Genomic DNA, 25,729 nt, shown 5'->3' on the forward strand with positions numbered 1-25,729 from the left:
TGTGTTTCAGGCCGGCTGCGCGTGCATTCCGGCACGCAGCCGGCCTTGCCCGCACGTTACTTGCAGCTGAGCGCGACCAAGCCATTGATGTTGCCCGTCGTCGCAGCCGGGATGCCGTACGACACGACGAGATACGGCTGCTTCGCGTCCGGGCCCATGACCGTGCTCATCAGCGACGATCGGGTTTTCGCGCTCAGTACCGTCGACCCGATCGCGGAGGTGCCGACGAACGTCTGGTCCCTGTCGCTGCCGATCGAGTACTGGAGATTCAACGTGTAGTTGATGCCCGGATTGCCAAAGGTGTCCGTTCCGCTCGTCAGCGTCGCCGTGGCGCCAATCAGCGAACCCGGCGCCGTGTTGCCATCGGTCGGCGTCGGACGCGTCGCGAAGGCCAGCGAACATTGCATTTGCACCGGCGCGCTCGCATCGATCGCAACCGGTACGCCAACGGCCCATGCCTGCCCCTGGTTGGCGTTGTACGAAGCGCCCGACGAATCCGCGCCGTCGGCCCAGCGACCGATCGCGATGGAGCCATTTCCGGCGAGGTCCGTCACGGTGCCTTTGGTCAAGGTTTTGACCGTGCCCGACGAATCGTACGGAATCGCGACATAGGCCCCCGGCGCCTGCTCTTTCAGCGCGGCGGCGGGCTGGGACAGCGCTCTGAGCACGTAGTTGCCATTCGGCATCTGACCGCCATTCCACGACGCGGGCGGCATCAGAATGCGAACCGTCGAGTGCTGGCTCGAAACCGACTGCGACTGGCCTTCAACCCGAATCGCCGCACCCGAAGATGCGCTACCGCCCGGTCCTCCGTTGGAAGGCACGTTGCCCGATGCGGCTGCGCCGCTATCACCGTCGTCACCGCCGCCGCATCCGCTCAGTCCCAGGGCCGCCATCGCGGCAAACGCCGCCGTCGCGGCTTTCAGGGTTCGGCGCGTCTGCTTGTCGTACACGTTTTGCATAGTCTTTCCGTCTTTTCCTTCTCGTTCATCAAAGCACCGAGGCGAGGCTCTCATCCCGGCTCGGGCCAACCCAACAGCGCACTAAAACAATGTGCTGGCCTGAAACAGCAGCGTCGGCGAGCCAGTCTTGAATCCCTGCGGCTTCGACACCGGGAAACCGAGCGACACTTCGTAGCTGAGCGCCGCCCCGAGCACGTTCTTCGGCGCGAGATTGCCTCGTACGCCAACGACCGCTCCCACCAGCGTTCCGCCAAGCAGGTACTGTGCGGCGGCCCCGCGTACGCGCCCGGCATCGATCCCCGCATAAAGGGCCTGCGTACCGATCGGCGTCGGCACGTACCAGTCGAGCTCGTTCGACACGGCCCAACCGCTCTCCGCTGCAAGCGTGAGCTGCTGATCGAACCCGCGCACCGCGTAGCGTGTGCCAATCGTGAAGTAGTCCGAAGGCGTCAGCGGCGTGCGCGCGTTCTGCATGTTCCAGCCGAACTGGTACGAGAACGTCTGAACGCCGATCCTGAAAGGAAGCCGGGCATTGACGCTTGCCACTTCGACGCGGGTCTTGCCGTCGAAATCCGGCGAACCGACGACCGTGCCCGTATTGCTCGACAGGCCCGGCAACGATGCCCGCCACGCAAACGAGCCGTCCACGACTGCATCGCCGAGGTATTGGCGGTGGGACACGCCCAGCTCGTAGCCGACGATGTCGCGGTGCTGTACGGGGATGTCGACGCCGTCGATGGCGTTGCGGCCGATCTTGTGGAACAGGTTGCCGTGGAGTTCGGTACGCGCATGGGCGTTGCGATAGACCACGCCCGACAGTCCCGCCTGTAGCTGCGACTGGACACCTGTGTATTCGATCGGCGCGTCGAAGCCGGCCACCGTCTGCTTGTAGCGCGCACGGCTCGCGCCAAGCGTCAGCAACGCATACCCGACAGGTACGCTGTAGTTCGCGGAAACTGACTGATTGCCCTTGTCGGACGCGCCGACATTCGCATTCGTCGTGCCGGCAATCTGCAACTGGTCATACAGGTGCAGCGGCGAATCGAACGTAAACGAGCCGGACAATTGATACTTGCCCGTGGTGTCCATACCGGCGTTGTCTGCACCGATGACGGCATGCCAGCGCTTGCCGGTCCCGGGATGCAGAACGAGTTCCGAGTCTCCCGGAGTAGGGCCGGGCGCGATGTCGAATGTCGCGTCGGACTGCGATTGCAAGCGCCGCAGGTTTTCCAGCCCCTGATCGATGTCACGCTGATTCAGCAGCGCCCCGCGCGACGTCGGAAGTGCAGTACGCATCCATCCGATCGTCGGCCTGTCAGCTCGGAGATCGCTGATACGGCCGGGCACGACGCGTAGCGCCAACGTTCCCGATTGCAGCGATTGCGTCGGCACGAGCACGCGCGACGTCACGTGACCGCGCGCGATCAATGCATTGTTGGCAACGTCCTGAATATGCTTGAGTGCGGTCTTGCCGACGCACTGCCCGACGACCGGCTGCAACACGGTGGCAAGCCAGTCAAATGGATTGTCTTCCAGCGCAATTTCCCGGATCGGAAAGCACGGCGTGTCGCTCGGCAGATGCTTGATATTGGCCGCCGATGGCTTTTCACCTGTCGGCGTCAGCACATTCGGACGAGGATTCAGCTCCTTGGCGGCTTCAAGTTGCTGCTGCTGCAAACGCTGGATTTGCGGGCCGGGCGTGATTTCGGACGGCGGAATGCCTTGTGCCAGCGCGGAAACGCTCGCCAACGCCGAAATCCACGCTGCCGAAGTTTCGCGATTCTTCACTTATTAGCGGCGTAATGATTGGTCTCTCGCCGCGCAGTTTACAAAAATATTTCAATCCACAGTGTCAGTAACTGCAAATCGCCACGCTACGCGTGGAACCTTCCCTCCGGGCCTCGGGCACGCATTTATTGCGAGAACGATTTTTCAATTTTTCATTCTCGCTATCACCGCGCACTGCGTAATACTCTGGGACATTTAGTTAATAAACTCGGATCTTGACGCTTTTCACTTTTTCATTTTTCAAACTGTGCACGTCGATCTTGATCTGCATCCGGTACCAATCTGCTGCCAATCCTATGTTTTGCCCATTGATTATTCAGACAAATATTAAGCATCAGATCTGCTGGCGGACTTTTATCAAATGCCGATTCTGTGCGACGCGCATGCCGATGTCCCGATGCATCGGCATTCCACGTTGACGATTCGAAACAAATAGATCAGGCATCCATCGTTGACATTGCCAAAATCCCTTACGGGCCTGCATCGCGCAATTGGCCTTCACATGATGCAGCGTTCATCGTGTTGTGCGTTCACAACGGATTGGGGATGGAGAACGGGCGGATTGGAGATAGCTGACCGGGCTACCGGGCAGGAAAGGTGCCTCGGAGACCGCGTGTGCTCGGACGCCGCCCGCGCTCGGGCATCTCAATGAACCGTTCAGCAACGCACACGCGGACGTGCGCCTGAGCGATTCGCTCAGGCGCATCATGCGGAGCAGCCCTTCCGGGCCTGGATACCTGGCGCGTGTCCGGATCGAAGCCCGCGGCCAGCCTCTCACCGATCGACGGATCTCAACTCTCGACGTCCTCGAGACTGAACACTTCGGTCTTGTCGTTGTATGAAAACACTTCGCCGTAACGCCCCCAGTCGATCACCGCGTCGAGCGTTTCCTCCGCCGCGTCATCGGACAGAAAATCTTCCAGCTCCTGCTCGAACCGCACGCGCGGCGCGCGATGGCCCGGCCGTTCGTTCAGCACCCTCCTGATCCGCGCGGCGAGCGGCACGTGCTTCAGCAAATGATCCGCGAACATCAGCTTGCGTTCCTGCGTGCCGAATTCCGCAAACACGCGCGCAGACGGCGTCAGGAACACGTCGCCTTCGCGCACGTCAGCAAAACCGAGGTACTGCAGCACTTCCGCGATCGGGAACAGGTCGTCCACTTCCAGATGCAGCGTGCGCGCGATTTCCGGCATGTCCGCGCGGCCGTGGTACGGCGCCATTGCCAGCGTCTCGATCAGGCCGGCCATCAGGTTCGTCGACACTTGCGGCAGCCAGCTGCCGAGCTCCAGCCCCTTCTTCGTCGTCTCGCCGATCTGGCGCGCGGTCATCTTCGCGTAGATGTCGTCGACGAGCTTGCGGAAATCCGGATCCAGCCGGTTGCGCGGGTGCTTGAACGGCACCTTGATCTCGGCGATCACGCGGCCCGGGTTCGACGACAGCACGAGAATCCGGTCGCACATGAACACCGCTTCCTCGATGTTGTGCGTGACGATCAGCACCGACTTGATCGGCATCCGGCCTTGCGTCCACAGGTCGAGCAGGTCGGTACGCAGCGTCTCGGCCGTCAGCACGTCGAGCGCGGAGAACGGCTCGTCCATCAGCAGGATCGTCGGATCGACGACGAGCGCGCGTGCGAAGCCCACGCGTTGCCGCATCCCGCCCGACAGTTCGCGCGGATACGCGTTCTCGAAACCGTCGAGGCCGATCAGGTCGATCGCGGCAAGCGCACGCTCGCGCCGCTCGCGCGCGCCGACGCCGAGCGCCTCGAGCCCGGCTTCGACGTTCTGCAGCACGGTCAGCCACGGGAACAGCGCGAAGGTCTGGAACACCATCGCGACGCCTTCGGCCGGGCCGCGCAGCGGCTTGCCGAGATACGTGACCTCACCGCCGGTCGGCTCGATCAGCCCCGCGATGATCCGCAGCAGCGTCGATTTGCCCGACCCGGAGCGGCCGAGCAGCCCGACGATCTCGCCTTCGCGCAAAGACAGGTTGGCATCGTCGAGCACGAGCAGCTCGCCCTGCGTCTTGTTGAAGCCGCGGCTCACGTGGTCGACGCGCAGGATTTCGTCGCCGAGGCGCGGCGGCTGAAGCGGCTGGGACGTCTGGACAGGGGCGTTGATTACAGTCGAATTTTGCATCGCGCTTACTCTCAATCGAGACGGAGCCGGGATTCCGCATACGCGTACATCGGACGCCACAGCACGCGGTTGAACAGGGTAACGAACAGGGACATCACGGCGATGCCGAGGATGATCTTCGGGAAGTCGCCAGCCGCGGTGGTCTGGGCGATGTACGAGCCGAGACCGTGCGCGACGACCTTCGTGTCGCCCCACTGCACGAACTCGGACACGATGCTCGCGTTCCACGCGCCGCCCGACGCGGTAATCGCGCCGGTCACGTAGTACGGGAAGATGCCGGGCAGCATCGCCTGACGCCACCACTGCCAGCCGCGAATACGGAAATTCTTCGTCGCTTCCTTGTAGTCGTTCGGATAGGACATCGCCCCCGCGATCACGTTGAACAGGATGTACCACTGCGTGCCGAGCACGATCAGCGGCGACAGCCAGATGTCGGCGTTCAGATGGAACCGCACGATCACGATCACGAACACGGGGAACAGCAGATTGGCCGGGAACGCGGCGAGGAATTGCGCGAGCGGCTGGATCTTTTCGGCCAGTGCCGGGCGCAGCCCGATCAGCACGCCGAGCGGCACCCAGATTACCGACGCGATCGCGATCAGCACCAGCACGCGCAGCAGCGTGATCAGTCCGAGCATGATCACGTGCCCAACCTCCGCCATCGTCACGCCGGTCGCGACGAAGCTGACGACGCGCCACGCAACGTATGCGGTCAGCACAATCACGAATGCGCCCCACACGATGTCGCCGATGCGCGACGATCGACGGCTCTCCGCGCCGCGCGCGCTGGTAACGCGGAACGACGGCGCGCGCAACGGAATGCGCGCCGCCTGCGACAGCAACCAGCCGGCCGGCACCAGCAACTGATGGATCAGGTGCGTGCGACGCATCATGTCGAGCAGCCACGATTGCGGCGCGTCGCCGGACGCGGTGTTCTCCATCCGGAATTTGTCGGCCCACGCGACGAGCGGGCGGAACAGGAACTGGTCGTACGCAAGAATCACGACCGACATCGCGACGATCACCCAACCCACCGCGCCGAGGTTCTTGTCCGCGATCGCCTGCGCGAGATACGCGCCGATGCCCGGCAGCGTGATCGTCTGGTTGCCGACGGTGATCGCCTCCGACGCGACGACGAAGAACCAGCCGCCCGACATCGACATCATCATGTTCCAGATCAGCCCCGGCATCGAGAACGGCACCTCGAGTTTCCAGAACCGTTGCCACTGCGTCAGATGGAAGCCGCGCGACACCTCGCTCAGATCGCGCGGCACCGTGCGCAGCGACTGGTAGAAGCTGAACGTCATGTTCCATGCCTGGCTCGTGAAGATCGCGAAGATCGCAGCCAACTCGGCGCCGAGCACGCGCCCGGGAAACAGCGCGAGGAAGAACGTGACCGTAAACGAGATATAGCCGAGCACCGGCACCGATTGCAGGATGTCGAGGATCGGGATCAGCACCATGCCCGCGCGGCGGCTTTTTGCGGCGAGCGTGCCGTACACGAGCGTGAACGCGAGCGACGCGACCATCGCGGCGAGCATCCGCAGCGTGGTGCGCAGCGCGTATTCGGGCAGGTTCGACGGATCGAGCGAGATCTTCTGCGTCTGCAGCACGGCGATCGGCGCCATCGTTTCGTGAAAGCCGACGATCGCCATCGCGAGGATGCCGATGATCAGCGGAAACGCGACCGCATCCCAGCGGTTGGGCAGCACGCGCCACGCGGACGCGTTGGCGGTGCGGTTCGGGTCGAAGAAACTGATATCCATCGGTAGCGTCTTGGTCGAATTGAAAGATCGATGGGGCCGGCCGCATGCCGCGCGGCCGACAGGTGCGTCAGCGGATATGAGCTTGAGCCCGCGAACCGGATGGACGATCGACGGCGATCGGGAAAGGCAGCGCGAGTCTGACGGCGGGCCGGCGACGACGAGCCGCACCGCGGGTTTCCGTTGCCGCGGGATTCGGCATGAGGGGCTCCGGACACGTGATTCGGTGTCGCAGGCTATCTGGCGGGCGTGACGCACATATGTCGTGTCACTTACAGGACATTGACGGGTCATCGGCCGGCCGTCACCGCCCGGCACGGCGTCGCAACGCGCGGGAATAAAACCGCCGCCGCATCGGTATCGCATGCGAAAGCGCCGGCTTAATCCAGGACGACCCGGCCGTCCGGTTCCGTCATACGAATGCGAGGCTCACATGTCTTCATCGAATCCCACTCGCCCGTCGCGCCGCAAGGCCCTGCAATGCATGGCGTTCGGCGGCCTCGGCACGCTGTTCACGCTGTCGGGCGGCGTTCTGACGCCGTTCGATCTCGCGCTCGCGCAAAGCGGCACCGCACTTCCCGCGAATGCGGGCCGGCCGCTGTTCGTGCAGATCAGCGACACGCACATCGGGTTCAACAAGGACGCGAATCCTGACGTCGCGGCCACGCTGCGGCAAACCATCGATCTCGTCAACGCGATGCCGGCGACGCCCGCGCTCGCGATCCATACCGGCGACATCACGCATCTGTCGAAGGCCGAAGAGTTCGACCATGCGTCACAGCTGCTGTCCGGGCTGCGCGTGCCGGAACTGCACACGGTGCCCGGCGAACACGACGTGACCGACGGTTCGGGCGCCGAATACTTCAGCCGGTTCGGCAACGCATCGAACAACCGCGGCTACTACAGCTTCGACCACGCGGGCGTGCACTTCGTCGCGCTCGTCAACGTGATGCACTTCAAGCCGAACGGGCTCGGCAGCTTCGGCGACGAACAGCTCGCGTGGCTCGCGCAGGATCTGAAGGGCCAGTCGTCGAGTACGCCGATCGTCGTGTTTTCGCACATGCCAATGTGGACGATCTACGAGCCGTGGGGCTGGGGCACCGGCGACGCGCCGCAGGCGATGGCGCTGCTGCGCCGCTTCGGCTCGGTCACGGTGCTGAACGGACACATCCATCAGATCGTGTCGAAAGTCGAAGGCAACGTGACGTTCCATACCGCGCGCTCCACCGCATTCCCGCAACCGACCGCCGGCAACGGACCGGGGCCGGTGCCGCTTGCCGTGCCGCGCGACCGCCTGCCCGCAATGCTCGGCGTGACGACCGTCGACTTCACCGGCCATCCGGTCGCTGCGTCGCTGCACGACACGACGATCGCGTGATTCCTCGGCTGCTTTCGATACGCAAGGAGACCGACATGACCTTTCTCAAGCCTTCGATGCGCACGGCCGCGCTGCTCATGTGCGCGGCGGCCGCCGGCGCGCCGCTCGCAGCATTCGCGCAGACGCCGGCCGGCCCGCTCGTGACGATCCGCAATTTCATGTTTTCGCCGATGTCGACCACGATCAAGGCCGGCACGACGCTCACGTGGAAAAACCTCGACGCGGAACCGCATACGGTCGTCAACGACGCGGGCATCTTTCATTCGAAAGCGCTCGACCAGGACGAAACCTACTCGTTCCGCTTCGACAAGCCCGGCGTGTACAAGGTGTTCTGCGGCATCCATCCTTACATGAAGGAAACCATCACGGTGGAGTGACGCGGCGCGCCGCACGGCGCGCGACGACCCGGCACCGACCGACGCCGATCGCCTACACTGGTTGCAACCGGCCGGCACTCGCCGGCCGGCATCGACCGTGAGGACAGCGATGACGGCAAGCCAACCCGCACATCCGAAACTGCCCGGGCAGGCCGTGCTCGTGCTTCAGGGCGGCGGCGCACTGGGCGCGTACCAGCTCGGCGTATTCGAAGCAATGGACGCGTCGGGCATCCAGCCCGACTGGGTCATCGGCACGTCGATCGGCGCGATCAACGCCGCGCTGATCGCCGGCAACGCGCCCGCGCGCCGCGCGCAGCGGATGGCGGAATTCTGGCGCCACGTGACCGAACACGCGGCCGTGAACGTGCCGGGCTTCCCGACGAGCTGGGACAAGATCGGCGCCGAACTCGCGGTCATCGGCGCGGGCATTCCAGGCTTCTTCCGGCCGAATCCGGCCGCATGGCTCGGGCCGCTCGCGCGTGTCGGCGTCGAGCACGCGTCGTACTACGTGGTCGAGCCGCTGCGCGACACGCTCGCGTCGCTGATCGATCTCGAGCTGCTGAACGCGGGGCGACCGCGACTGACGGTCGGCGCGGTCAATGCGTGCACCGGCACGATGCGCTATTTCGATTCGCGCGACCGGCCGCTCGGCATCGAACACGTGATGAGCTCGGGCGCGCTGCCGCCCGCATTCCCTGCCGTGCGGATCGACGGTGCGCCGTACTGGGATGGCGGCATCTTTTCGAACACGCCGGTCGAGGTCGTGCTCGACGATGCGCCGCGCCGCAGCTCGATCATCTTCTCGGTGCAGATGTGGAATCCGGTCGGGCCAGAGCCGCAAAGCATCTGGCAGGTGTCGGAGCGGCAGAAGGACATCCAGTACGCGAGCCGCACCGACAGCAACATCGCGCGGCAACAACAGATTCACCGACTGCGCCATGTGATCAAGGAACTGGTGATGCGGCTGCCGGAAGCGGAGCGCGCGTCGGCCGACGTGCAGGCGCTCGCCGCGTGGGGCTGCCAGACGACGATGCATGTCATCAAGCTCGCGGCGCCGCGGCTCGACGGTGACGATCAGTGGAAGGACATCGATTTCACGCCGGACGGGATCGCCGCGCGCCGCCAGGCCGGCTTCGACGCGACGATGCAGGCGATCGCCGCGCGGCCGTGGGAATTGCCGCTCGATCCGACGGAGGGCTTGAGCGTATGGAGCCCCGAAGAGAACCGGATCGGCGAGCGGCACAACTGAGCCGATGCCGCCGCGCGACCGGTTGCGCGCATCGTCGCGACGCCGCGCCCGCTTACAGCGCGCGCACGATGCCGCCATCGACGCGAATGTTCTGCCCGGTGATGTAGCCGGCGCCTTCAGACAGCAGGAACGTCACGGTTTGCGCGATCTCCTGGGTCTTGCCGAAACGTCCGACCGGAATGCGCGCGACGATCTCGGGCGTCTCCGGCCAGCTGTCGATGAAGCCGGGCAGCACCGAATTGATGCGGATGTTGTCCTTCGCATAGCGCTCCGCGTACAGGCGCGTGAGCGAACTGAGCGCCGCGCGCAGCGCCGACGACACCGGCATCGGCTGCTCCGGCGCGTCGGCCGCGAAGCTCGAAATGTTGACCACCGCGCCGCCGCCCTGCTTCAGGAACACCGGCGTCACGCGGCGCAGCACACGCACGACGTTGAGCACGATCAGGTCGATCCCTTCGTGCCATTTGTCGTCGTCGATCGACAGCAGGTCGCCCTTCGGCGGATGCCCGGTGTTGTTGACGACAGCATCGATGCGGCCGTACTTCGCGAGCGTCTCGTCCACGAAGCGCGCGATGTCGGCGTCTTCGGTGACGGACCCCGCGATGCCGAACCCGCCCAACTCCTTCGCGAGCTCGACCGCACTGCCCGACGGCGACATCAGCGCGACGCGATAGCCGTTGTGCGCAAGATCGCGCGCGATCGCCGCCCCCATGCCCTTCCCCGCCGCGCTGATCAAAGCCACTTTCTCTACAGTCATACCGCTCTCCCGATAGATCGGCTCAACGCCGTGATCGTCGATCCAAAGCGCCACTTTAGGGCTCTATAATCGCCTTGTCGAACGATGATTTCTCCATCCAGACTGTAGAATTTCTACTGCATGAACGCTTTATCCCGCACCCGCCGGTTGCCGCCGCTCAATGCGCTCCGCGCATTCGAGGCCGCTGCGCGGCACCTGAATTTCCGGCTGGCCGCCGACGAACTCGGCGTGACGCAGGGGGCGGTCGCGCAGCAGGTCCGGCATCTGGAGGATGTCGTCGACGTGCAGTTGTTCCGGCGCCTGCCCAGAGGGCTCGCGCTGACTCGCGGCGGGCTCGAGTATTTCTCGTCGGTTCAGCGCGCGCTGCAAATCATCTCGGATGCGACGGACGCCCTCGGCGAACGCCCGACGGTCCTCGCGGTCAGCACGACGCCATCGTTCGCGTCGAAGTGGCTGATTCCGCGCCTGGCGGACTTCAGCCGGCTGCATCCGGACATCGAGGTGCGCGTGATCGCAGACGAACGGCTGGCCACGTTCCGGGCCGACGGCGTCGACATTGCGATCCGGTTGAGCAAACCGCCGTTTCCGCCGGGCTTGGTCGCGCAACTGCTGTTTCCGCTCGACGTCTTCGCCGTCGCGAGCCCGGCGCTGCTCGACGGCGGCGCGCCGATCCGCAAGCCCGCGGACTTGTCCAAGCACGTGCTGTTGCACGACGCGCACGACCTGTGGCCCGAATTCATCGGGAAGCTCGGCGGCAAAGGCCGCGCGGATCCGACGAAGGGACCGCGATTCAGCCAGTCGCTGCTCGCGATCGACGCGGCGGTCGCCGGACAGGGCATCGCGCTGACCAGCGAGCCGCTCGTCGAACGCGACATCACGGAAGGCAGGCTGCGGCGGGTGTTCGATTTCTCGTTTCCGATGTCGCTCGGCTTTTACGTCGTCTTTCCGCAGGCGAATGCGGAGTCGTACGCACTCGGCGCGATGCGCCAGTGGCTGTTCGCGCAGTATGGAAACGCGTGATTCGGCGCGCACGCAGCCGTTTTTCCCGCGTCCGATCGCGCCCCGCTCGCATCCGCGCGTGTTCCCGATTTACCGATATCGAGCGCAATAAACCCCACCACCGACAGTGTCATCGAACATATCGTGTTTTTACGATATATGATTCGGCCATCGACGATACCTAGTTGCCCGGATTTTCCGGCTGAACCTTCCGCCTTTCCATGCCGACCGAACTCGACATCGATGCGATCCTGAAAGCGCTCTCGAACCCCGTGCGCCGGGAAATTCTCGTCTGGCTGAAAACGCCGGGCGCGCATTTTCCGGACCAGACGCTGCCGTTTGACCACGGCGTCTGCGCGGGGCAGATCGATGCGCGCTGCGGGCTGTCGCAGTCGACCGTCTCCGCGCACCTCGCCACGCTGCAGCGCGCGGGGCTCGTGACGTCGACGCGGATCGGCCAGTGGGCGTTCTTCCGGCGCAACGAGGCCGTCATCGACGCATTTCTCGACGCGCTGCGTCGCGAACTCTGACTCAGGCCATGCGGGCCGCACGCCGCGCACGACGCGGCGCGATCCCGCCTTTCGTGAAGAGGTTTTCCGCCATGCCTACCCTGTTCGACCCCGTCACCCTCGGCGACCTGACACTGCCGAACCGCATCGTGATGGCTCCGCTCACCCGCGCCCGCGCCGGCAGCACGCGCGTGCCCAACGACCTGATGGCCCGTTATTACGCCGAGCGCGCGTCGGCCGGGCTGATCATCAGCGAAGCGACGTCGGTGACGCCGCAAGGCGTCGGCTATGCGGACACGCCCGGCATCTGGTCCGACGAACAGGTCGAAGGCTGGAAGCGCGTGACGCAGGCGGTGCACGCGGCCGGTGGCCGCATCGTGCTGCAGCTGTGGCATGTCGGCCGGATTTCCGATCCGGTGTTCCTGAACGGCGACCTGCCGGTCGCGCCGAGCGCGATCGCCGCGGGCGGCCACGTGAGCCTCGTGCGCCCGCAGCGTCCGTACGTGACGCCGCGCGCGCTCGAACTCGATGAAATTCCGGGCATCGTCGCCGCGTACCGCCACGGCGCGGAAAACGCGAAGAAGGCCGGTTTCGACGGTGTCGAGATCCACGGCGCGAACGGCTACCTGCTCGACCAGTTCCTGCAGGACAGCACCAACCATCGCACCGACGCCTACGGCGGCCCGATCGAGAATCGCGCGCGCCTGCTGCTCGAAGTGGTCGACGCGGCGATCGACGTGTGGGGCGCGGGCCGTGTCGGCGTGCATCTCGCGCCGCGCGGCGACGCGCACACGATGGGCGATTCCGACCCGGCCGCGACGTTCGGCTATGTCGCGCGCGAACTCGGCCGGCGCAAGATCGCGTTCATCTTCACGCGTGAAGCCTATTCGGGCGACCAGTTGAGCCCGCGCCTGAAGGAGGCGTTCGGCGGGCCGCTGATCGCGAACGAGCAATTCACGCTCGAATCCGCGCAGCACACGCTCGCGAACGGCGACGCCGATGCGATCGCATGGGGCAAGCTGTTCATCGCGAACCCCGACCTGCCGCGCCGCCTCGAACTCGGCGCGCCGCTGAACAAGCCGGTGCCGGAGACGTTCTACGCAGAAGGCGAAACGGGCTACACCGACTACCCGGCGCTCAGCGACGCGGCCTGACGGCCTGCGCCGCGTTCATGCGCGCACGTCCGCGCGCATGAACACACGCTGCGTTTCGTCAAGGCCAAGCGCGATATGGTGTGCGCGGATCGCGCGCAGCGTGTCGTCGAGCGATGCGTCGTCGACGATGTGAAAGCCCAGGCGCGCGTAGTACGGCGCGTTCCACCGCACATCGCGGAACGTCGACAGCACGACCTGTGCAATGCCGTCTTGCGCGGCGCGCGTCATGATCCGCTCGATCAGACGCGCGCCGATCCGCTGCCCGGCGTGCGACGGCGCGACATCCAGTTCTTCCAGATACAGCCGCTGCGGGTCGAGCAGCCGGTAGAACGCAAAGCCCACGCACGTGCCGGCTTCATCCGTCGCGACATACGCGTGGCCGTCGGCGATGCGCGCCAGCAAGTCGGCAGCACGCGTCGGTTCACCGTCGGCGATGTCGGGCATGCCGACGTCATGAAACCGCCGGGCGGCGGCTACTTCGACGGCGGCCATCGCGGCCGCGTCTTCCCGCGTGGCGGGACGAATCCGGATCGGTACTGTCATCACGACGACGTAGCAGGCAAGCAGGGACGGCCGTCACTATAATCGAAACCTCACACCTTTCGAACGCCCTGCCCACGAGGTTCGCCATGACGCCGTCCGCGCTCGCCGTGTTCGCCATCGCCCTGCTCGTCACCGCCGGCACGCCCGGGCCAAGCGTCGCCGCGCTCGTCGCGCGCGTGCTGACGAACGGCGTGCGAGACGTGCTGCCGTTCCTCGCCGCGATGTGGCTTGGCGAAGCACTGTGGCTCACGCTGGCCGTCGCCGGGCTGTCCGCGTTCGCGCGCACGTTCGAGACGGGGCTTCTCGTGCTGAAGCTGCTCGGCGTCGCGTATTTGCTGTTTCTCGCATGGAAAATGTGGACCGCGCCGACCGACACGAAAGCCGGCGAGCTGCCGCGCGGTCAGTCGCCGTGGCGGATGTTCATCGCGGGCACGCTTGTGACGCTCGGCAATCCCAAGATCATGCTCTTCTATCTCGCGCTACTGCCGACGATCGTCGATCTGACGCATGTCGGCGTCGTCGCGTGGGCCGAACTGGTCGGCACGATGCTCGCGATCCTGATTCTCGCCGATTGCTTCTGGTCGCTGCTTGCGGTTCGTGCGCGCGCGTTCCTCACCTCCGCCCGCGCGAAACGGATCGCGAACCGCACGAGTGCGACCGCGATGGCGGGGGCGGCGGTGGCGATCGCGACGCGCTAGGTCGGCATCGCGCGTCGCAATGTGACCGGCAACGCGCACGCGATCGGGCGGCGCCCGGCGCGGCTTCACACTAACACCCGGCCGGCCTGCGCGTGTTTCCCGCCGCACGCACATGCCAGTTGCATTCGACCAGCGCCCGCACCAGCGCCCAGTCGTCGTCGTCGCAGAAATCGAGCAGCATCGCGCCGCACGGCCCGCGCGCTTCACGCAATCGCTGCGCGAGCCGCGAGTGAATCCCCTGCACGCTGCCATCGCCGTGCGCGACTACCGACGGATTCGCGCCCATCCCTGTCCCGCTGCAGAAATTGATCGCCCAGCGGCCGCTGTCCGGCGACGGCATGCCGGTGAGCAGCGCGTCGATCACCCGCCACTTGTAGTGAATCGAACCGGGCACGGGCACCCGGTATTCATCCTGGATCACGAAAGCCGCATCGGGATGATCGATCGTGAACGTCGCGTTGTCGGGCCACGCCGTCAGGTCGATACCGAACGGCCGGCTGCTGCGGAAGCGGCGCAACAGCACCACGGCCCCGCGTACGTCGCCGAGCGTCGGCAACGCACTGCCCGAATGCCAGTGCAGCCGTGGATGCCGCGCGCAATGCGCATCGAACGTCGCGTCGAAACTGCGCGTGCATGCGTGCGCCGGCCATTCGTACTTCACCGACATCACGATGCATTCGCGCGGATGCGCATCGAGAAAACGCGTGCAGTCCGCGAGCACGTCGTCGAACGTCATGCCGAGCGCGATCCCGCCGTGATGGATGTCGAACGTATCGCTCCGGTGCCGGCAGCGGATGTCGAGCAGCCGCACGCCGTGCGCGAGCTGCGCCGCGAGCGGCGCGTGCTGCGTGCGCACGAGCGGATCGTCGACGGTATACGCACAGGTGTCATGGCTGCCGGGTAAGGTCAGCGTGTGCAGCAGTCGCGCGTCGTCGAGCACCGACATCCAGTCGGCCAGCGGCGCGGGTTCTTCGTGTCGCGAACGGTTCATGTATCGATGACTGACAAGGAAAGAAAAACGTGGGTAACCGCGTCGGATGTCGCGGTGCGGGCCGGCGTGTCGCGCTCCGCGGTCTCGCGCGCGTTCTCGCCGACGGCCAGTATCGCGCCGGAAACGCGCGAACGCGTGATGGTGGCCGCGCGCGCACTCGGCTATCAGGTCAACCTGATCGCACGCGACATGATCACGCAGCGCAGCAGCATGATCGGCGTCGTGACGGCCGGCTTCGAGAATCCGTTCCGCGCGCGGCTGCTGTCGGACCTGATGGCCGCACTCGGCCAACGCGCGTTCACACCGCTCGTGACCAACGCAGACGATCCGCATCAGGTTCGGCAATCGCTCGAGCGGCTGCTCAGCTACCGGGTCGCGGGCCTCGTGATGACGTCGGCATCGCCGCCGCTGTCGGTCGCGCAACAGTATCTCGATCACCGGATTCCGGTCGTGATGATCAACCGCGAAGCGAACCTGCCCGGCGCGGACGTCGTGGTCAGCGACAACGCCGCAGGCGCGGCCGGTGCCGCGCAACGGCTGGTGCTCGCCGGCGCGCGCCGGCTCGCGTTCGTCGGGCCGCGAACCGCGAGCTACAGCGCACGCGCGCGCTCGCTCGGGTTCGAGCACGCGCTGCAGCACGGCGACACGCTCGGCGCGACGCTCGTCCGCACGATCGATACGCGGTCCGACACGCATGCGTGCGGGATCGACGCGGCGCGACAACTCTTCGTGGCAGGCGAGCGTCCGGATGGCGTGTTCTGCTCGTCGGATCTGCTCGCGCTCGGCGTAATCGATGCCGCACGCGACGCATACGGCTTGCGCGTGCCCGGCGACCTGCGCGTGATCGGCTTCGACGACATTCCTGCCGCCGAATACAACGCCTATCGGCTCACCACGCTGCGCCAGGACACGCAAGCGCTCGCACACGCAGCGGTGGACCTGCTCGCCGACCGGATCCACGCATTCGACGGCGCGTCGCGCACGAGGATCGTCCCGGTCACGCACGTGGTGCGGCATAGCTGCGCGTAACGCGTCGCATCACTTCAGCCCGCCGGCGAAACCGCGCAGCAGATAACGCTGCACGTAGCCGGCCACCGCGAGCGTCGGCAGCGACGCCAGCAGCCCCGCGCTCATCAGATCGCCCCAGTCGATTCCGTTTTCGGTCACGTAGCCTGCAATCGCGAGCGGCAGCGTGAAGCGGCTCGGCGTCGACACGAACAGCAGCGCGATCAGGAACTCGTTCCATGCGGCGATGAACACGAAGATCGCGGTCGCGATCAGCCCTGGCGCGCACAGCGGCAGCACGATCTGCACGAGCCGCCGCGCGAGGCCCGCGCCATCGATGCAGGCAGCCTCCTCGTATTCGACGGGCACGTCGCGCACAAACGCGAGCAGCATCCAGATCGCCATCGGCAGCGCGTAAAGCTGGTACGCGAGCACCAGCCCGGGCGTCGAATCGAGCAGATGCAGCCGCTTCGCGAGCGCGAACAGCGGCACCGCAATCGTGATCGGAGGCATCAGCTTCAATGCAAGCACGAGCATCAGGAACAGCAGATCGAGCCGCGCCGGAAAGCGCAGCCGCACGAGCGCAAAGGCGGCCGGAAACGCGAGCGTCAGCGCGAGCACCGTCGTGCCCGCGCCGACCAGCAGCGAATTGACAAGCGGCGCACCGAGGCCGTTCGACCATACCGACGTGAAATGCTCGAGCGTCGGCGCGACCGGCCAGATCCGCAGCGGATGATCGAGGCGCTCGAGCGTCGGCATGAACGCGGCGCCGCCCATCCACAGGCACGGCAACAGCAACAGTGCGAGCGCGACGATGCGCAGAATCCATGGCGCCGCGCGACCGAATACCGCGCCCGTTCGCCCGGGTGCGATGCGCGCCGGTCGCGCGGTCATGCGCGCCGCTTGCGAACCGTCTGCCATACGTACCCCGAAACCAGCAGTGCGGACGCCGCGAGCATCAGCACCGACGCGGCGCTCGCCGGCCCGACGTTGAAGAAGCGGAAGCCCGTGTCGTAGATGTAGGTCGACAGCGTCTGCGTCGCGTTGCCGGGGCCGCCGCCCGTCAGCGCATAGACCTTGTCGAACAGCTTGAACGTGTCGATCGAGCGCAGCAGCAGCGCGAGGCCGATCTGCGGCGCCGCGAGCGGCAGCGTGATGTCGCGCAGGCACTGCCATTCGCTCGCGCCGTCGGTGCGAGCGGCTTCGTACAGTTCGTGCGGGATCGCTTGCAGTCCGGCCAGCACGATCAGGAACGCCATCGGCGTCCATTGCCACACGTCGACGAGCGCGAGCGACCACAGTGCGAGATGCGGATCGGACAGCCAACGCGCGCCCTCGCGTCCGAACGCGGCAAGCAACGCGTTCAGGAAGCCGTCGAAGTTGAGCCAGTTGCGCCAGATCGCCGAACACACGAGCGTCGACAGCATCATCGGCAGGATCGCGAGCGGCAGCGCGATGCGCCGCCCCGGAAACGCGCGCACGAACAGCAGCGCGAGACCGAAGCCGAGCGCGACCTCGGCCAGTGACGCGACGACCGTGAAGCGCAGCGTGTTGCCGAAGCCGGCCGCGAACGCGTCGTCGCCGAGCACCGCGCGGTAGTTCGCCAGCCCGACGAACGCGCGCCGGCCGGCCGCGTAGTCGACGCGGCAGAACGAATCCACGAGCACTTGCGCGACCGGATACAGCGCGAGCGCGGCCAGCACCAGCAGCGCGGGGCCGAGCAGCGCGACGAACGGCAGGCTTCGGCCGAGCGCCTTCATGCGCGGATTGCGGACGATGCGTGACGGCGGGCCGTCATTTGGCGGCCGTTGCCATCGCCTGCGCGATCTTCTGCTGCGCCTGATGCAGCGCGGCGTCGGGAGCCGCCTGACCGGTCAGCGCGAGCTGCAACTGGTCGCCGAGAATGCTTTCGACCTGCTGCCAGTCCTTCACGCGCGGCCGCGCGCGACCGGCTTCGAGCGCCTTCAGCTGATCGGGATACCAGCGGTACTGGCGCACCAGTGCCGGATCGTTGAACACACTGCGGCGCGTCGGCGGAATGCCGATTCCCGCAAGACGTGTTTGCGTGTCGCGCGCGCTCAGGTATGCGAGAAATTCCTGCGCGAGCTTCGCGTGCGGCGCATCCTTCGGAACGCCCATTTGCCAGATGCCGAGCATCGGCGCCGGACCCGCCGTCTGTCCTGGCGGCGGCTGCAGTGCGATCTGCCCGACCACGCGCGACTGCTTCGGGTCGTCCAGCGCCGGAATCCATGCGGGCCACACTTCGATCGATTGCGCGGCGGTGCCGCGCTGCAGTGCGTCGCGCACTTCGGCGGCGCCATACACGTCGACGTCCTTCGGTGCCGAGGCCTTCAGCGCAACGAAGGTTTTCAGCGCAGCTTGCGACTCGCGCGAATCGATCGTCACGTTGCCGGCACGGTCGAACACATCGCCGCCATACGCCCACAGGATCGGCAGGAAGCCGGTCACGACCGGGTTGCCCTTGGTGCCGCGGAACACGACGCCCGACACGCTCTTGTCCGCGCCGCCGACGGTCTGCGCGATCTTCAGCACGTCGTCCCAGTTGCGCGGCGGTTGCAGCTTGTACTTCGCGAGCAGATCCTTCCGGTACGCGAACATCTCGACGTTGCCGACGATCGGCAGCGCGTACAGGACGCCCCCCGCATTCCGGCCGAGCGCGAGCGCCGAAGGCACGAGATCGGCGTCGGCCAGCGATGCGGGCAACGGCTTCAGCCAGCCGTTGCCGATGAATTCAGGCGCCCACGTGTCGTCCATCATCACGAGGTCGTACGTGCCGGTGCCTTCGCGCATCGACAGCTTCAGCTTCTGGTACAGGTTCGCGTTCGGCAGCTTCAGCAGCTCGATGTCGGTGCCCGGATGCAGCCTGGTGAAACCGGCGACGGCGTCGGCGAGCCCTTTGCCGTAGATGTCGTCGCGGCCTGCGATGACGAGATCCGCCGCGCAGGCGTGCGCGGCGACAACGGACAGCGCAACGGCGGCGGACAGCGCGCGCAGGCGGCTCAGCAGGGTCATGTGGTCTCTCCCGGTCGGCGTATGGAAGGCAACGGTCGTGCATTGCACACGTGTGCAATGCTGAAGCGTCGCCATTGTTCATGCAGACCGTGAAGGTATTGTGGCAAGCCGCAAGCTCGTCAAACCGACGCGCGCGTTCGGCGGATTCACGCCCATTCGGTCGGGCATCCGGATGTTTTTTTCAAGCATCGACTTCCATCGAACGCACGGGCCGGCCGCTCAACGCGGGTGCAGCGCGGCGGCACGCGACCCACGTGCCGCCGCCCGCACCCGGCGTCAAAAGTTCACACGAATGCCGGCCATTACCGCGAGCTGCCGACTCGAATTGCTGTTCGCGAGCACGGGGATCTGCGCGTAGTTCACCGCGTTGCCGTTCGCGTCGGCGCCGAGCCCCCGGCCGCTCGCGATCTGGCCGATCGCGACCGCGTACAGCGCGGTGCGCTTCGACAGGCTGTAGTTCGTGCCGACGTTCACCTGATGAAAGCGCGTCGTGCCGCGGCCGTCGGTGTGCGCGGCGTTGAAGATGTACGCGACACCGCCCTGCAGCGCGGGCGTGAACATGTACGTGACGTTCAGCTCGCCGATATCGAACGTGAACGCCTGCGTGCGCGGCTGCGCGCCGGTCGAGAAATAGCGGCTGTCATCGACGCGCGTGTGCGTGTAAGTGAGCGCGGCCGTCGCGGCACCGAGTGTGACCGAGCCGCCCGCGCCGAATGCGCGCATCGAGCCGGCGTCCTGCAGCAGGCAGTACATCGCGCCCGCGTTGCTGCACGCGAAGTCGCCGATATAGCCGTTCGCGCCGCCGAGCGCCGCATCGAGCGGCTGATGCAGGTCGAGATAGCCGACGGAGAACGCGACCGGCGCGCGCGCGTAGGTTGTGGCGACCGCATAGCCGCGCTTTGCGGAAAAATCGCCGGCCCGGCCGCCGAAGCTGAACGTGCCGCCGAACGTCAGGCCGTTGAAGTCGGCGCTGGTGAACTTCACCGCGTTGTTGAAGTTGAATGCGGCGTTCAGGTTGTCGACGTCGCCGAGATGCGATCCGTACGGGGTCGACCAGTTGTTGCTCGACACGTAAGTGCCGAGCATGTCCGTATACGAGTCGTACTGCCGGCCGAGACCGAGCGTGCCGATCCCGTCCTGGCGCAGCCCGACCCACGCCTGCCGGCTGAATGCGGAGCCGCCCTGCAGCGCCTGCCCGTTTGCGGAAAGGAACTGTTGCTCCAGCGTAAACACCGCATCGAGCCCGCCGCCGAGCGGCTCGGCACCCTGGAACCCGAAGCGCGACGGCACGAGGTTGCCGCCGCCCATCTGCCACGCATGGCCGCCGCCCGTGCTGCCGTCGGCGCGCGTGAACTGCTGGTTCGTCGAATAGATGATGCCGGTGTCCACCGTGCCGTACAGCGTCACGCTGCCGGCGGTCTGCGCGTGTGCGTGCATGCAGCCCAGCGCCGCCGCAGTCGCGGCCAGTCGTCGTCCGATCGTCATGTCCCGCCCCTCTGTTGTCATCGGTTTGCACTACAGACCGATGGGTTGCCGATATGGGTGACAGGACTTTATCCAGCGAAAATTTCGGACCCCTATCCCAAATCAGCAAACGGTGAAGCGGCGATTGATTGGTGACGGCGCCGGGCGGCGCCGTCGCGGCACGACGGCGTCATTCGGGTCGCAAGGTTTGCGACGGCAGTTCGCCGAACAGGTCGCGATACTCGCGCGCGAAATAGCCGAGATGCGTGAAGCCCCAGCTCGCGGCGGCCTCGCCGACGCCAAGCTGCTGCGCGGACGTCGTGCGCAGCAGGCGCCGTACCGCGTTCAGCCGGATCGTGCGCAGATAGCCAACCGGCGTGACGTCGGCGACGCGCTGGAAGCTCGTCTGCAACGTGCGGCGGCTGCAACGCAGCGCGCGGCACAGCTCGAGCACGGTGACGGGCTCCTCGGGCCGATCGCGCAAGTGCTTCTCGCAACGGCTGACGATATCGCTGTACGTAGCATGCGTGATGTCGCGGCGCTCGACGCCAATGCCCTGCTCGAGCGCATCGAGGAACATGCCGAGCATCGCATCGCGGAACATCTTGCGGGTGGCCGCGTATTCGAGGCAGCCGGGGTTGCGCTGCGCGTCGTCGATCAGCGACGACAGCCGCGCGCCGAGCGCGACGCCCTGCGCGTCCGACAGCCGCGTCACGTGCCGCAGCTTGCGCGCGCCGGCCGCGCCGAATTCGGCCTCGCACAGTTCGTCGATCATGTCGGACGCGGCGCTGATCCCCACGAGTCCCATTCCTTCAGGCGTATGGAATTCGAAATCCTCGCCGGCGCGCAACGCGAGCAGCGCATAGCCGTCGACCGGCTGCCCCTGGAACGTGCCGGCGAGCGGCACCGACAACGGCACCGCGAGCGACGTGCGCGCGTGCGGCGCGAGGCCGGTTTGCGCGACGCGCCGATTGGTCGTCTCGCGAAAGAAATGGAAATCGTCGTACAGCACCTGCGTGACGGTGCCCTTGAACCGGCCCGGCGTCATCTGGCGGTACACCTGATGCCAGCCCGCGATCGCGAGCCCGTGGTCGTGCACGTCTTCGTGTGAGCGTGACTGAAACAGCATCGGCATCTCCGGTAAAACCCTGAATCCGCGTTGCGCAGCGCGCAGCGTCACAGCTTACCCCCGCAAAATTCCGCGCAGCGCAGTTTCGAATGCCGCACACGCGGCCGACAGCGCGGCGGCCTGCTCGCCGGTGAGCCGCACGTAGCGGCGAAACGACGGCATCCGGTTCACGACCTCGCTGCCGCCGAACGGCGCAACGTCGAGCGTCCATCGGCCGTCGCACGCGGCGATGGTGCAGCCGGTCACGTGCAGCGGGCGCAACGCATCGATTACTGCCGGCTGCGCGACGATTGCCGACACGGCGCGCACGAACGCGGGGTCGCAGCCGGGCAGCGGCGTGGCGGCGATTCCGGTGCGCCGCAGCCAGCCGGTCTGCACGATGCGCGCGTGGCCGTGTCCGGCCGGACCGCGCGCCGCCGCCGATACCTGCACGCTGACGGTATGCATCAGAAACTGGCGATCGGCGCGCTCCGCGATGTTCACGTGCACGCCATTCGGCAGCCGGGCAGCAACGGCGGTTGCCGTTGCGCCCGCGCCGCCATTCGAATCGCGCACCGCGCGCAGGTCGGTCAGCACGCGCGCGACGACCGTGCCCGGCCGGTAACCGGGCGGCCGCGCATCGGGCGACGCGCGCCACCACGCGAGCACGGCCTTCACGATGCGACGTGCTCGTTGCGCAGCACTTCCTCGACCGGCACCGGCTTGAACGGATGCCGACGCTGCACGACGAGCGTCCAGAACAGCGCATACAGCGCGGTTAGCCCGAGCATCGCGCCGAACGGCACGTAGATGTCGCGTGCGTTCATGCCGGGCGGCGTGATATACCAGATCGCGAGCACGATGCCGACGCTGGACACGATCTGCGGCAGCGGGAACCACGGCGATCGATACGGACGCGGCAGGTCCGGCCGGCGGATCCGCAGCATCACGACCGACGCGGTGACGAGGAGGTAAGCGGTACCCCACGCGCAGGTCGCGGCGAGCACAAGGTGCAGGATGCTGTCGAGATTGCCGTTGATCAGCCATGCATGGAAGATCGGCACGATCGCCGATGCGACGATGCCAACCACCGGCGTCTTGAAGCGCGGATGCAGATACGCGAAGCAGCGCGGCAGCGCGCCGTCGATCGCCATCCCGTACAGGATGCGCGGCAGTCCGGCCATCAGCGTGTTGATCGTCGCGGCGCCTGCGCACAGGAACGCGATGCCGAACCAGATCCGCCCGAACGGCCCGAGCACCTGCAGCGCGAACGCGGGAATCGCGCCCGGCGTGTCGAGCAGGTGCGTGAGGCCGTCCGGGCTCACCGGCACGTTCGCGACCTGGCGACGGATCGCCGCGCCGTACAGGAACATGCAGACCGCGACGCCAACGAGGCCGATCGCCATCGCGCGCGGAATCGTGCGCCCCGGCGCTTTCATTTCAGGCGCGAGCGGCGTGACGAACTCGCAGCCGACGAACATGAACATCGCCATCCCGACCAGCGACAACACGGCCGGCGCCGACGTGCCGATTTCCGATCCGCCGAACCAGCCGTCGAGATGCACGGCCGGCTCGGCCGCGAGGCCGAGAATCCCGAAGATCATCAGCGACAGCCACATGCCGGCGGTCAGTACGACCTCGAGTTTGCTGAACACCTTGATGCCGATGATGTTGGTAATCGCGAACGTGACCACGAGGCCGACGCCGACGAGCCACGCGCTGTTGTGCTTCTCGAACGCGGCGTTCAGCGACTCGAAGTTCACGAGCGCCATGATCCCGCTCAGGATCGTCTCCGCGGTGCCGGCGAACACGTGCACGAGGAAGTACGCGGAAATCGTGCCGGTGATCGCCCAGAAGCGGCCGAGCCCGCACGACAGGTAATCGTAAACCGAGCCGGCCGTCGGCAGCATCGCGGCGGCTTCGGAGAACGTCGTCGCCTGCGCCTGCATCATCACGAACGCGATGATCATCGCGACCGCGAACGCCCAGCCGCCCATCCCGAAACCCGACGTCGCGGTGAGAATCACCGGGCTCGCCATGATCAGGCCCACCGCGCTGGCGAGCGCCGTCGGAAAACCGACCGCGCCCGCCTTCAGCACCGCGCCGCCGCCCGCTTCAGCCGGCCCGCCGGCGGGCGTATCGCCCGCGGCGCCGGTCAATCCAGACCATCCCGACATCCTCGTCTCCTTCCAGTATCGGCCGGCGCCGCCGCTGCGGCGCCGCTCCGGCTCCATGTTTCACGATCGGCCGGGGCCGGCGCTTCCGCGCTTCACCATCCGGCCCCGCCCGGTCCAATCCTGCTCCGAAGTCGAAAAAATACGCAGGCAAAATAAGCCCGTCATAGCGCAAATCGGCAAACCGGCAGTGGGCAGCGGGTTATCCCGCCCTCCACCGCCGGTTCGTCGTCACACGCTCACGCCGTCATGCAAACGGCACGGCGTTGAAGCCCGCGGCAAGTGCATCGACGATCCGGTCGAGCTGCTCGCGCTGGATCACGAGCGGCGGCGACAGGATGATTTTCGTGCCAACCGGGCGCACCAGCACGCCGTGTTCGCGCGCGACTTCGGCGACCGCGTTTGCATAGCCGGACAGCGGATCGATCGGCTCGCGCGTCTGCTTGTTCGCAACGAGGTCGAGCGCGAGCATCAGTCCCTTGCCGCGCACCTCGCCGACCGCCGCGAAGCGCTCCGGGAACGACCGCAGCGCTTCGAGCAGATACGCGCCCTGCTTCGCCGCGTTCGCCGGCAGATCCTCGTTCACGACGATGTCGAGGCTCGCGATCGCGGCCGCGCACGCGACCGGATGCCCTGCATACGTGTAGCCGTGCATGATCGCGCCGCCGAAATCCGCGTTCGCGGCGAATGCATCCTCGATCCGCGCGTTCACGGCCGTCGCGCCGAGCGGCACGTAGCCGGACGAGATCCCCTTCGCGAGACACATGATGTCCGGGCGCACGCCCCAACCGCGGCTGCCGAACAGGCTGCCGCTGCGGCCGAAGCCCGTCACGACCTCGTCGGCGATCAGCAGCACGCCGTAGCGGTCGCACACCTCGCGCACGAGCGGCCAGTAATTGGCCGGCGGCACGATCACGCCGCCTGCGCCCTGCACCGGCTCGGCGATGAACGCGGCGACCGTGTCCGGGCTCTGGAACTGGATCTCGCGCTCCAGCATTTCCGCACAGATCCGGCCGAGTTCCTCGGGATCCTGCGTGAACGGATTGCGATACAGCCACGGCGTCTCGACATGGAAGCAGCCCGGCAGGTTCGGCTCGTAGTTGCGGCGGAACACCGTGTTGCCGTTCACCGACGCACCGCCGAAGTGCGTGCCGTGATAACCCTGCTTCAGCGAGATGAATTTCGTGCGGTCGGCCTGGCCGCGAACCTTCCAGTACTGGCGCGCAATTTTCAACGCGGTTTCGATCGAATCCGAGCCGCCCGAGCTGTACAGCACCCGGCGCATCCCTTCCGGCTCCATCATGTCGACCAGCTTCTTCGACAGCTCTTCCGCGCGCGGATGCGAGATGCCGTCGAACAGCTGAAAGTATTCGAGCTCGTCGAGCTGGCGCACGATCGCGTCCTTCACTTCCTGCCGGTTGTGCCCGACGTTCACGTTCCACAGCCCTGCGACGCCGTCGACCAGCTGCTTGCCGGTTTCGTCGAACACGTAGCAGCCGTCGCCGCGCACGATGCGGATCGGCTTGCGCTGTTTCATTTCGTTCGGATGCAGCATCGGGTGCCAGAACTTCGCTTCGTTATAGCTCATTGCAATCTCCACTTTTCGGATCGGTTTGTGCGGTGTTTGCGGCTTTTCGCG

At 66.3% G+C, this 25,729-nt stretch carries 23 protein-coding genes; 8 read left to right on the forward strand and 15 right to left on the reverse strand.

Going from position 1 to position 25,729, the window contains the following annotated elements; translation table 11 throughout:
• Positions 1-56 precede the first annotated feature (56 nt).
• The 4 genes from WK25_RS26065 to WK25_RS26080 all read right to left on the reverse strand — a co-directional run bounded on the left by WK25_RS26065 (position 57) and on the right by WK25_RS26080 (position 6,654).
• Positions 57-962, reverse strand: coding sequence for a hypothetical protein (locus WK25_RS26065; RefSeq protein ID WP_069243142.1), 906 nt, complete (start codon positions 960-962; stop codon positions 57-59).
• A gap of 81 nt (positions 963-1,043) precedes the next feature.
• The gene (locus tag WK25_RS26070) at positions 1,044-2,750 is read right to left on the reverse strand and encodes a ShlB/FhaC/HecB family hemolysin secretion/activation protein (protein WP_069243143.1); all 1,707 of its coding nucleotides are present in this window, start codon (positions 2,748-2,750) and stop codon (positions 1,044-1,046) included.
• A 791-nt stretch (positions 2,751-3,541) separates the two neighbouring features.
• Positions 3,542-4,888 carry an AAA-associated domain-containing protein gene (locus WK25_RS26075; RefSeq protein ID WP_040140296.1) on the reverse strand — a complete coding sequence of 449 codons (1,347 nt, stop codon included), beginning with the start codon at positions 4,886-4,888 and terminating at the stop codon, positions 3,542-3,544.
• An 11-nt stretch (positions 4,889-4,899) separates the two neighbouring features.
• A complete protein-coding gene (locus tag WK25_RS26080; protein WP_069243144.1) occupies positions 4,900-6,654 on the reverse strand; it encodes an ABC transporter permease in 1,755 nt (584 codons plus the stop codon).
• 430 nt (positions 6,655-7,084) lie between these two features.
• Between WK25_RS26080 and WK25_RS26085 the strand changes: the two genes are divergently transcribed.
• From WK25_RS26085 to WK25_RS26095, 3 genes are all read left to right on the forward strand, one after another.
• The gene (locus WK25_RS26085; protein ID WP_069243145.1) at positions 7,085-8,029 is read left to right on the forward strand and encodes a metallophosphoesterase family protein; all 945 of its coding nucleotides are present in this window, start codon (positions 7,085-7,087) and stop codon (positions 8,027-8,029) included.
• A 35-nt stretch (positions 8,030-8,064) separates the two neighbouring features.
• Positions 8,065-8,406: a cupredoxin domain-containing protein gene (locus tag WK25_RS26090; RefSeq protein ID WP_040140302.1), complete on the forward strand. Its 342-nt coding sequence runs from the start codon at positions 8,065-8,067 to the stop codon at positions 8,404-8,406.
• Positions 8,407-8,515: 109 nt separating this feature from the next.
• Positions 8,516-9,655, forward strand: a complete 1,140-nt coding sequence (locus WK25_RS26095; protein ID WP_069243146.1) for a patatin-like phospholipase family protein — start codon at positions 8,516-8,518, stop codon at positions 9,653-9,655.
• A 52-nt stretch (positions 9,656-9,707) separates the two neighbouring features.
• Here WK25_RS26095 and WK25_RS26100 read toward each other — a convergent pair whose 3' ends face one another.
• The gene (locus tag WK25_RS26100; RefSeq protein ID WP_069243545.1) at positions 9,708-10,412 is read right to left on the reverse strand and encodes an SDR family oxidoreductase; all 705 of its coding nucleotides are present in this window, start codon (positions 10,410-10,412) and stop codon (positions 9,708-9,710) included.
• Between the two features lie 120 nt (positions 10,413-10,532).
• Between WK25_RS26100 and gcvA the strand changes: the two genes are divergently transcribed.
• The 3 genes from gcvA to WK25_RS26115 all read left to right on the forward strand — a co-directional run bounded on the left by gcvA (position 10,533) and on the right by WK25_RS26115 (position 13,074).
• Positions 10,533-11,432 carry a transcriptional regulator GcvA gene (gcvA, locus tag WK25_RS26105; protein WP_069243147.1) on the forward strand — a complete coding sequence of 300 codons (900 nt, stop codon included), beginning with the start codon at positions 10,533-10,535 and terminating at the stop codon, positions 11,430-11,432.
• A 200-nt stretch (positions 11,433-11,632) separates the two neighbouring features.
• Positions 11,633-11,941, forward strand: a complete 309-nt coding sequence (locus WK25_RS26110) for an ArsR/SmtB family transcription factor (protein ID WP_040140307.1) — start codon at positions 11,633-11,635, stop codon at positions 11,939-11,941.
• Positions 11,942-12,012: 71 nt separating this feature from the next.
• Positions 12,013-13,074, forward strand: a complete 1,062-nt coding sequence (locus WK25_RS26115) for an alkene reductase (protein ID WP_040140309.1) — start codon at positions 12,013-12,015, stop codon at positions 13,072-13,074.
• Positions 13,075-13,089: 15 nt separating this feature from the next.
• Here the strand turns inward: WK25_RS26115 and WK25_RS26120 are convergent, their stop codons facing one another.
• On the reverse strand, positions 13,090-13,617 hold the full coding sequence (locus WK25_RS26120; RefSeq protein ID WP_040140315.1) for a GNAT family N-acetyltransferase: 528 nt from the start codon (positions 13,615-13,617) through the stop codon (positions 13,090-13,092).
• A gap of 86 nt (positions 13,618-13,703) precedes the next feature.
• On the opposite strand from WK25_RS26120, the gene WK25_RS26125 reads away from it, so the two are divergent.
• On the forward strand, positions 13,704-14,315 hold the full coding sequence (locus WK25_RS26125; protein WP_069243148.1) for a LysE family translocator: 612 nt from the start codon (positions 13,704-13,706) through the stop codon (positions 14,313-14,315).
• Positions 14,316-14,385: 70 nt separating this feature from the next.
• Here WK25_RS26125 and WK25_RS26130 read toward each other — a convergent pair whose 3' ends face one another.
• On the reverse strand, positions 14,386-15,306 hold the full coding sequence (locus WK25_RS26130; RefSeq protein ID WP_156789109.1) for a phosphatidylinositol-specific phospholipase C: 921 nt from the start codon (positions 15,304-15,306) through the stop codon (positions 14,386-14,388).
• Positions 15,307-15,312: 6 nt separating this feature from the next.
• Between WK25_RS26130 and WK25_RS26135 the strand changes: the two genes are divergently transcribed.
• Positions 15,313-16,335: a LacI family DNA-binding transcriptional regulator gene (locus WK25_RS26135; protein ID WP_069243149.1), complete on the forward strand. Its 1,023-nt coding sequence runs from the start codon at positions 15,313-15,315 to the stop codon at positions 16,333-16,335.
• Positions 16,336-16,344: 9 nt separating this feature from the next.
• Here the strand turns inward: WK25_RS26135 and WK25_RS26140 are convergent, their stop codons facing one another.
• The 8 genes from WK25_RS26140 to WK25_RS26175 form a co-directional block, all read right to left on the reverse strand.
• Entirely contained in the window at positions 16,345-17,205 is an 861-nt protein-coding gene (locus WK25_RS26140) for a carbohydrate ABC transporter permease (RefSeq protein WP_069243547.1), read from the reverse strand.
• Positions 17,202-18,071, reverse strand: a complete 870-nt coding sequence (locus tag WK25_RS26145) for a carbohydrate ABC transporter permease (RefSeq protein WP_069243150.1) — start codon at positions 18,069-18,071, stop codon at positions 17,202-17,204. Before WK25_RS26145 ends, WK25_RS26140 begins: the two co-directional genes overlap by 4 nt.
• Positions 18,072-18,105: 34 nt before the next feature.
• Positions 18,106-19,344, reverse strand: a complete 1,239-nt coding sequence (locus WK25_RS26150) for an ABC transporter substrate-binding protein (RefSeq protein ID WP_069243151.1) — start codon at positions 19,342-19,344, stop codon at positions 18,106-18,108.
• Between the two features lie 276 nt (positions 19,345-19,620).
• Complete coding sequence (locus tag WK25_RS26155; RefSeq protein ID WP_069243152.1) at positions 19,621-20,829, reverse strand: porin; 1,209 nt, start codon at positions 20,827-20,829, stop codon at positions 19,621-19,623.
• Between the two features lie 169 nt (positions 20,830-20,998).
• A complete protein-coding gene (locus tag WK25_RS26160) occupies positions 20,999-21,937 on the reverse strand; it encodes a helix-turn-helix domain-containing protein (protein ID WP_040141204.1) in 939 nt (312 codons plus the stop codon).
• Between the two features lie 54 nt (positions 21,938-21,991).
• Positions 21,992-22,594: a DUF3156 family protein gene (locus WK25_RS26165; RefSeq protein ID WP_069243153.1), complete on the reverse strand. Its 603-nt coding sequence runs from the start codon at positions 22,592-22,594 to the stop codon at positions 21,992-21,994.
• Entirely contained in the window at positions 22,591-24,093 is a 1,503-nt protein-coding gene (locus WK25_RS26170) for an APC family permease (RefSeq protein ID WP_069243548.1), read from the reverse strand. Before WK25_RS26170 ends, WK25_RS26165 begins: the two co-directional genes overlap by 4 nt.
• 244 nt (positions 24,094-24,337) lie before the next feature.
• On the reverse strand, positions 24,338-25,678 hold the full coding sequence (locus tag WK25_RS26175; RefSeq protein ID WP_069243154.1) for an aspartate aminotransferase family protein: 1,341 nt from the start codon (positions 25,676-25,678) through the stop codon (positions 24,338-24,340).
• Positions 25,679-25,729 lie beyond the last annotated feature (51 nt).

The organism is Burkholderia latens, from assembly GCF_001718795.1.
GTDB lineage: Bacteria > Pseudomonadota > Gammaproteobacteria > Burkholderiales > Burkholderiaceae > Burkholderia > Burkholderia latens_A.

What these genes read in the sequence shown, in the direction of transcription:
- WK25_RS26155 (WP_069243152.1), bottom strand. Translation starts at nt 20,829, where the DNA reads ATGACGATCGGACGACGACTGGCCGCGACTGCGGCGGCGCTGGGCTGC.
- WK25_RS26075 (WP_040140296.1), bottom strand. Translation starts at nt 4,888, where the DNA reads ATGCAAAATTCGACTGTAATCAACGCCCCTGTCCAGACGTCCCAGCCG.
- WK25_RS26170 (WP_069243548.1), bottom strand. Translation starts at nt 24,093, where the DNA reads ATGTCGGGATGGTCTGGATTGACCGGCGCCGCGGGCGATACGCCCGCC.
- WK25_RS26175 (WP_069243154.1), bottom strand. Translation starts at nt 25,678, where the DNA reads ATGAGCTATAACGAAGCGAAGTTCTGGCACCCGATGCTGCATCCGAAC.
- WK25_RS26120 (WP_040140315.1), bottom strand. Translation starts at nt 13,617, where the DNA reads ATGACAGTACCGATCCGGATTCGTCCCGCCACGCGGGAAGACGCGGCC.
- WK25_RS26125 (WP_069243148.1), top strand. Translation starts at nt 13,704, where the DNA reads ATGACGCCGTCCGCGCTCGCCGTGTTCGCCATCGCCCTGCTCGTCACC.
- WK25_RS26145 (WP_069243150.1), bottom strand. Translation starts at nt 18,071, where the DNA reads ATGAAGGCGCTCGGCCGAAGCCTGCCGTTCGTCGCGCTGCTCGGCCCC.
- WK25_RS26085 (WP_069243145.1), top strand. Translation starts at nt 7,085, where the DNA reads ATGTCTTCATCGAATCCCACTCGCCCGTCGCGCCGCAAGGCCCTGCAA.
- WK25_RS26080 (WP_069243144.1), bottom strand. Translation starts at nt 6,654, where the DNA reads ATGGATATCAGTTTCTTCGACCCGAACCGCACCGCCAACGCGTCCGCG.
- WK25_RS26100 (WP_069243545.1), bottom strand. Translation starts at nt 10,412, where the DNA reads ATGACTGTAGAGAAAGTGGCTTTGATCAGCGCGGCGGGGAAGGGCATG.
- WK25_RS26140 (WP_069243547.1), bottom strand. Translation starts at nt 17,205, where the DNA reads ATGACCGCGCGACCGGCGCGCATCGCACCCGGGCGAACGGGCGCGGTA.
- gcvA (WP_069243147.1), top strand. Translation starts at nt 10,533, where the DNA reads ATGAACGCTTTATCCCGCACCCGCCGGTTGCCGCCGCTCAATGCGCTC.
- WK25_RS26130 (WP_156789109.1), bottom strand. Translation starts at nt 15,306, where the DNA reads ATGAACCGTTCGCGACACGAAGAACCCGCGCCGCTGGCCGACTGGATG.
- WK25_RS26065 (WP_069243142.1), bottom strand. Translation starts at nt 962, where the DNA reads ATGCAAAACGTGTACGACAAGCAGACGCGCCGAACCCTGAAAGCCGCG.
- WK25_RS26090 (WP_040140302.1), top strand. Translation starts at nt 8,065, where the DNA reads ATGACCTTTCTCAAGCCTTCGATGCGCACGGCCGCGCTGCTCATGTGC.
- WK25_RS26160 (WP_040141204.1), bottom strand. Translation starts at nt 21,937, where the DNA reads ATGCTGTTTCAGTCACGCTCACACGAAGACGTGCACGACCACGGGCTC.
- WK25_RS26110 (WP_040140307.1), top strand. Translation starts at nt 11,633, where the DNA reads ATGCCGACCGAACTCGACATCGATGCGATCCTGAAAGCGCTCTCGAAC.
- WK25_RS26115 (WP_040140309.1), top strand. Translation starts at nt 12,013, where the DNA reads ATGCCTACCCTGTTCGACCCCGTCACCCTCGGCGACCTGACACTGCCG.
- WK25_RS26150 (WP_069243151.1), bottom strand. Translation starts at nt 19,344, where the DNA reads ATGACCCTGCTGAGCCGCCTGCGCGCGCTGTCCGCCGCCGTTGCGCTG.
- WK25_RS26095 (WP_069243146.1), top strand. Translation starts at nt 8,516, where the DNA reads ATGACGGCAAGCCAACCCGCACATCCGAAACTGCCCGGGCAGGCCGTG.
- WK25_RS26135 (WP_069243149.1), top strand. Translation starts at nt 15,313, where the DNA reads ATGACTGACAAGGAAAGAAAAACGTGGGTAACCGCGTCGGATGTCGCG.